Origin of the sequence: Flavobacterium sp. HTF (assembly GCF_003105115.1) — a bacterium.
Taxonomy (GTDB): domain Bacteria; phylum Bacteroidota; class Bacteroidia; order Flavobacteriales; family Flavobacteriaceae; genus Flavobacterium.
In genome coordinates, this window is sequence record NZ_QETH01000153.1 from 1 (window position 1) to 5523 (window position 5523).

Here is a 5523-nt window from a genome sequence, read left to right on the forward strand (position 1 = left end):
AAAAAACTACAGTTTTATAATAATGTAAGTATTTATTTGGTTTAAAATATTTAATTATTTGATTTTTAAATAATTGAAAAATATTACCATTTACTGTAACTACCTTTTAATTTGACTTTTTGTTATTAAAATATGTAAGAATTTAAAAATATGCCAAAGATTTACCCTTTTTTTAGCCAATAGTTAGCAAATAGTTACTTTTTTGCTAATTGATTGTCAACTTTAACTTATAAAATATGTTGTTCAACGGTTTTATGGGTATTTTGTCGAGTAAAGTGGTTAGTATTGAGGTGTTTATATAATTTCGCACCTCCAAACTACTAATTCTAACCTAAGACAATTGTGTGTCTTGAACCAAATCATGACTATGGTCCAAACGCTTCGCAGTTTTTATAAAAATCAGAAGAAGATTTTTATTACTTTTTTTAAATCCAACATTTCATTTTTTTCGTATTTCACCTATATGCTAAGGACTATCATCGGTTTTTTAGCATTTGATATCTCTGTTCCACAAACTCAAGTTGTCTATGTGTAACTTTACTCTTAATTGGTTTAAATATTTTAAACCTAATTTTTTTGTTTTATTTTTTTTATTGATTGCTTCTAGTGCTTCTGCTCAATTTTACACGAAACATTATATTGCACCAGCCCCATGGCAGTATTATAGTGATGCTAATGAAATTGTTATAGCAACAAATTCTACAAGCAATGTGAGCATTAATGTGTCTAAAAGTGATGGAACATTAGTGACTAATCTAACAGCAATTAAAGGAACTCCTGCAGTATACAGATTTACAGGTTCGCCAACTGCTGCTACAGCTAAGGCATATCCTTTTAATACTGTTTTGAATGGAGCGGGATTAATTGTTACAGCTACTGGCGGTCCTATAGCTATTAACTTAAGAAACGTCGCTTCAGATGCTTTTGGTGATAGGGAAATTAAAGGAAATGCGGCATTGACAAGTTTTGGTGATGCAGGAATTGGTGTAAAGTATAGAATTGGATATTATAGAGACGGATCGCTTGGTAATTTTGGTAATTATGGAGAGCAATTTCCAATTTATACCATTATGGCTATTAATAATGGTACATCAATCAAATTGAACGGTACTGTTATTGCAACATTAGATGCAGGTCAAAGTTACCTGTTTAAAGCAGCTATAGGTTCTTTGGTAGAATCATCAAATAGTACCGTAATGAATACTTCTGCAGCGATTGATACGCCGAACGGTTGTGGAGATGGAGCCTTTAATCAGATTCCGCCAGAATCAGTTTTAGGGTCAGAATATTTTATTGAAAGAGGAAAAGGTAATGATACAGCAGAACAAACTACCGTAGTTGCAACAAAACCAAATACAAAATTAACGATTGATACATTCTCTGCAACCGGAACATTGGTAGGAACAGTAACAAAAACGCTTGTAAATGCGGGAGATTTCTTTACTTTTTTAAATGGTGTTACTAATACTAATTTTTCTGCTTCCAGAGTTTTTGCTACAAATAATGTAGCAGTATATTCAGGAACGGCACAATCATGTGAGGTTGATGTTTCTACTATTGCTCCTGTCTCTGAATGTGGTGGATCAAATTTTATTGAAACAGCAAAATTCAGACATTACAATAATGGATCTCTTCCTTACTTTGGATATATTTTATTAAAAGATCCGACTGCAGCTATAAATGTAAACGGTGTTAATATAGAGACAATTTCAGGTATAACTCCTCGTCATCAGTTAGGAAGCACAGGTTGGTATATAATAAACTTTGAAGATACTCAAATTGGAAGTCCAAATTTCATTTCTGTATCGAGTACTGCGAAAATGACAATTTCTATTGTACAACAGGGAGGTGGATTTTCAATGGCAGGATTTTTCTCAAATTTTGCCCAGATTCCTGAAGATCCATCTTTAACTTATGTTTCAGGAGGAGGATGTACTAATAGTTCAGCTACTTTGACGACACCTTCAGGATTTGCTCCTTATCAATGGTTCTATAACGGAACTGCAATTAGCGGGGCAACTACTAATTCTTATGTTGCATCCAAGACAGGTTCTTACTCTGTGTCCTCTACTTTATCATGTGGATCAGTATCGCAATCAAAACCAGTTTCAGTTACTTTATGTACAGATTTAGGTGTTACTAAGACAGTGGACGTTGCTGCGCCATGCGTAAATTCAAATGTTCAGTTTACTGTTAAAGTAAGCAATCTGGGTCTTAATAATGCTACTGGAGTATCAGTAAATGATTTATTACCATCAGGTTATACTTATGTGAGTTCAGTTCCTTCAACAGGAACTTATAATTCAGCTACAGGGGTTTGGAGTATCGGTGATTTAGAACCATCAGCAGTTGTAACTTTAAACGTTACGGCAACAGTAAATGCAAGTGGATCTTATAATAATACTGCATCTCTTCCGGCTTCTTCGACTGATAGTAATCCGGCAAATAATTCCGCCAGCATTTCTACAACTCCAAAAGCAGCTCCTTTGGTACTTTCCTTGACAGGAAGTACAATATGTGTTTCTCCCGGAGGAAATGGAACTATTACATCTTCAACTTCGGTTACTGGTGTAAATTATCAATTATACAATTCAGCTAATGTCGCAGTTCAAACTGTAAAAGCAGGAACAGGATCTGGACTTAACTGGTCTGGACTTGCTGCAGGGACAGGATATTATGTAATAGGCACTAATGCTGATGGATGTAATTCTAAAAGTGCAACAGTAGATATTTCTACCAATGCAAATCCGATAGCACTTGCTTTGACAGGAAGTACAATATGTGTTTCTCCCGGAGCAAACGGAACTATTACATCTTCAACTTCGGTTAGTGGCGTAAATTATCAATTATACAATTCAGCTAATGTTGCAGTTCAAACGGCAAAAGCAGGAACAGGATCAGGACTTACATGGTCAGGTATTTCGGCTGCGACCGGATACTATGTTATCTCGACAAATGCGGCAAACTGTACAGCAAAAAGTAATACAGCAGATATTTCAACTACTGCAAATCCAATAGCACTTGTTTTAACAGGAAGTACAATCTGTGTTTCTCCTGGCGGAAATGGAACTATTACTTCATCAACATCAGTTAATGGAGTGAACTATCAATTATATAATTCAGCTAATGTTGCTGTTCAGGCAGTAAAAGCAGGATCTGGATCAGGACTTACCTGGACAGGTCTTGCAGCAGGTACAGGATATTATGTTATTTCTACAAATGCTTCAACATGTACTGCAACTAGTAACACAGTAAATATTTCTACAACTCCAAATCCTACGGTACTTTCATTGACGGGTAGTACTATATGTGTGCCTGCGAATGGGGGAGCAGTAACATCATCAACTTCGGTTAATGGAGTGAATTACCAATTATATAATTCAGGTAACGTTGCTGTTCAGGCAGTAAAAGCAGGAACAGGATCAGGACTTACCTGGACAGGTCTTTCAGCAGATACAGGATATTATGTAATATCGATAAATGCAGCAAACTGTACAGCGACTAGTACCTCTGTGACTGTTGTAAACGACACACAAAAACCAACAATTACATGTCCAGCAAATGTTACTAAAACTACAGATGCAAATTCATGTACAGCAACAGGAGTTGTTTTGGGAACCCCAACAACTGCTGATAACTGTGGCGTTGCTTCGGTTACGAATAATGCACCAAGTTCATATCCAATTGGTGTGACAACGGTAACATGGACTGTAACGGATAATTCAGGAAACACGGCTACTTGTTCTCAAACAGTAACCATTAGCGATACCCAAAAACCAACGATCACCTGTCCAGCAAATGTTACTAAAACTACAGATGCAAATTCATGTACAGCAACAGGAGTTGTTTTGGGAACCCCAACAACTGCTGATAACTGTGGCGTTGCTTCGGTTACGAATAATGCACCAAGTTCATATCCAATTGGTGTGACAACGGTAACATGGACTGTAACGGATAATTCAGGAAACACGGCTACTTGTTCTCAAACAGTAACCATTAGCGATACCCAAAAACCAACGATCACCTGTCCAGCAAATGTTACTAAAACTACAGATGCAAATTCATGTACAGCAACAGGAGTTGTTTTGGGAACCCCAACAACTGCTGATAACTGTGGTGTTGCTTCGGTTACGAATAATGCTCCTGGTTCATATCCAATCGGAGTAACAACGGTAACATGGACTGTAACGGATAATTCCGGAAACACGGCTACCTGCTCTCAGACGGTAAAAATCGTAGGACCAATTTTGGCAAATAATGATAGTGTAACTTCATTTAACGGATATGCAGGAGGAACTGCAGTTACAAGTGTTTTAGACAATGATCTTTTGAATTGTAACGCTGTTAATGGCAATGACGTAAATATTACTTTAGGTACCACTTTGCCTTCGGTCTTAAATTTTAACACAACTACTGGATCAGTAACCGTAAATTCAAATACTCCAGCAGGTGTTTATACCTTCGACTACACAATATGCGAAAAATTAAATCCAACAAATTGTAGCACAGCAACAGTTTCTATTTCAGTTTCTGCTCCAACAATCGACGCTGTAACCGAAACGACAACCATTATCAACGGAAACACAGGAGGTATAACTACTTCCCTTACTGCCAATGATACCCTAAACGGAAACCCGGTGGTGATCGGCACCAATCCAGGGCAGGTAAAACTGACCGGAGTAACCGTTCCGACAGGGCTTACCCTAAACGCCAATGGAACAGTAACCGTTGCGGCCAACACCCCTGCAGGAAACTATAACGTAGAATATACCATCTGTGAAATTACCAATACAGGGAATTGTGATACCGTAACTTCAATAGTGACAGTAGGCGCAGCGACAATCGACGCTGTAACCGAAACTACAACCAATATCAATGGAAACACAGGAGGCACAACCGCTTCCCTTACCGCCAATGACACCCTAAACGGAAACGCTGTGGTGATCGGAACCAATCCAGGACAGGTAAAACTGACCGGAGTAACCGTTCCTACAGGACTTACTTTGAACGCCAACGGAACAGTAACCGTTGCGGCTAACACCCCTTCAGGAAACTACAACGTAGAATATACCATTTGTGAAATTACCAATCCGGGCAACTGTGATACGGTAACTTCAGTAGTGACAGTAGGCGCAGCGACAATCGACGCTGTAACCGAAACTACAACCAGTATCAACGGAAACACAGGAGGTACAACCGCTTCCCTTACAGCGAATGACACCCTAAACGGAAACCCGGTGGTGATCGGAACCAATCCAGGACAGGTAAAACTGACTGGAGTAACCGTTCCGACAGGACTTACCCTAAACGCCAACGGAACAGTAACCGTTGCGGCTAATACCCCTGCAGGAAACTACAACGTAGAATATACCATCTGTGAGATTACCAATACAGGCAACTGCGATACGGTAACTTCAGTAGTGGCAGTAGGCGCAGCGACAATCGACGCTGTAACCGAAACTACAACCAGCATCAACGGAAACACAGGAGGTACAACGGCTTCCCTTACAGCGAATGACACCC

General features: G+C 38.8%; 1 protein-coding gene. It reads left to right on the forward strand.

Features of this window, described 5'->3' with window-relative positions; translation table 11 throughout:
• Positions 1 to 593 precede the first annotated feature (593 nt).
• A partial coding sequence (locus tag DCO46_RS22080; protein ID WP_165829081.1) for an HYR domain-containing protein occupies positions 594 to 5523 on the forward strand: 4930 nt, incomplete at its 3' end.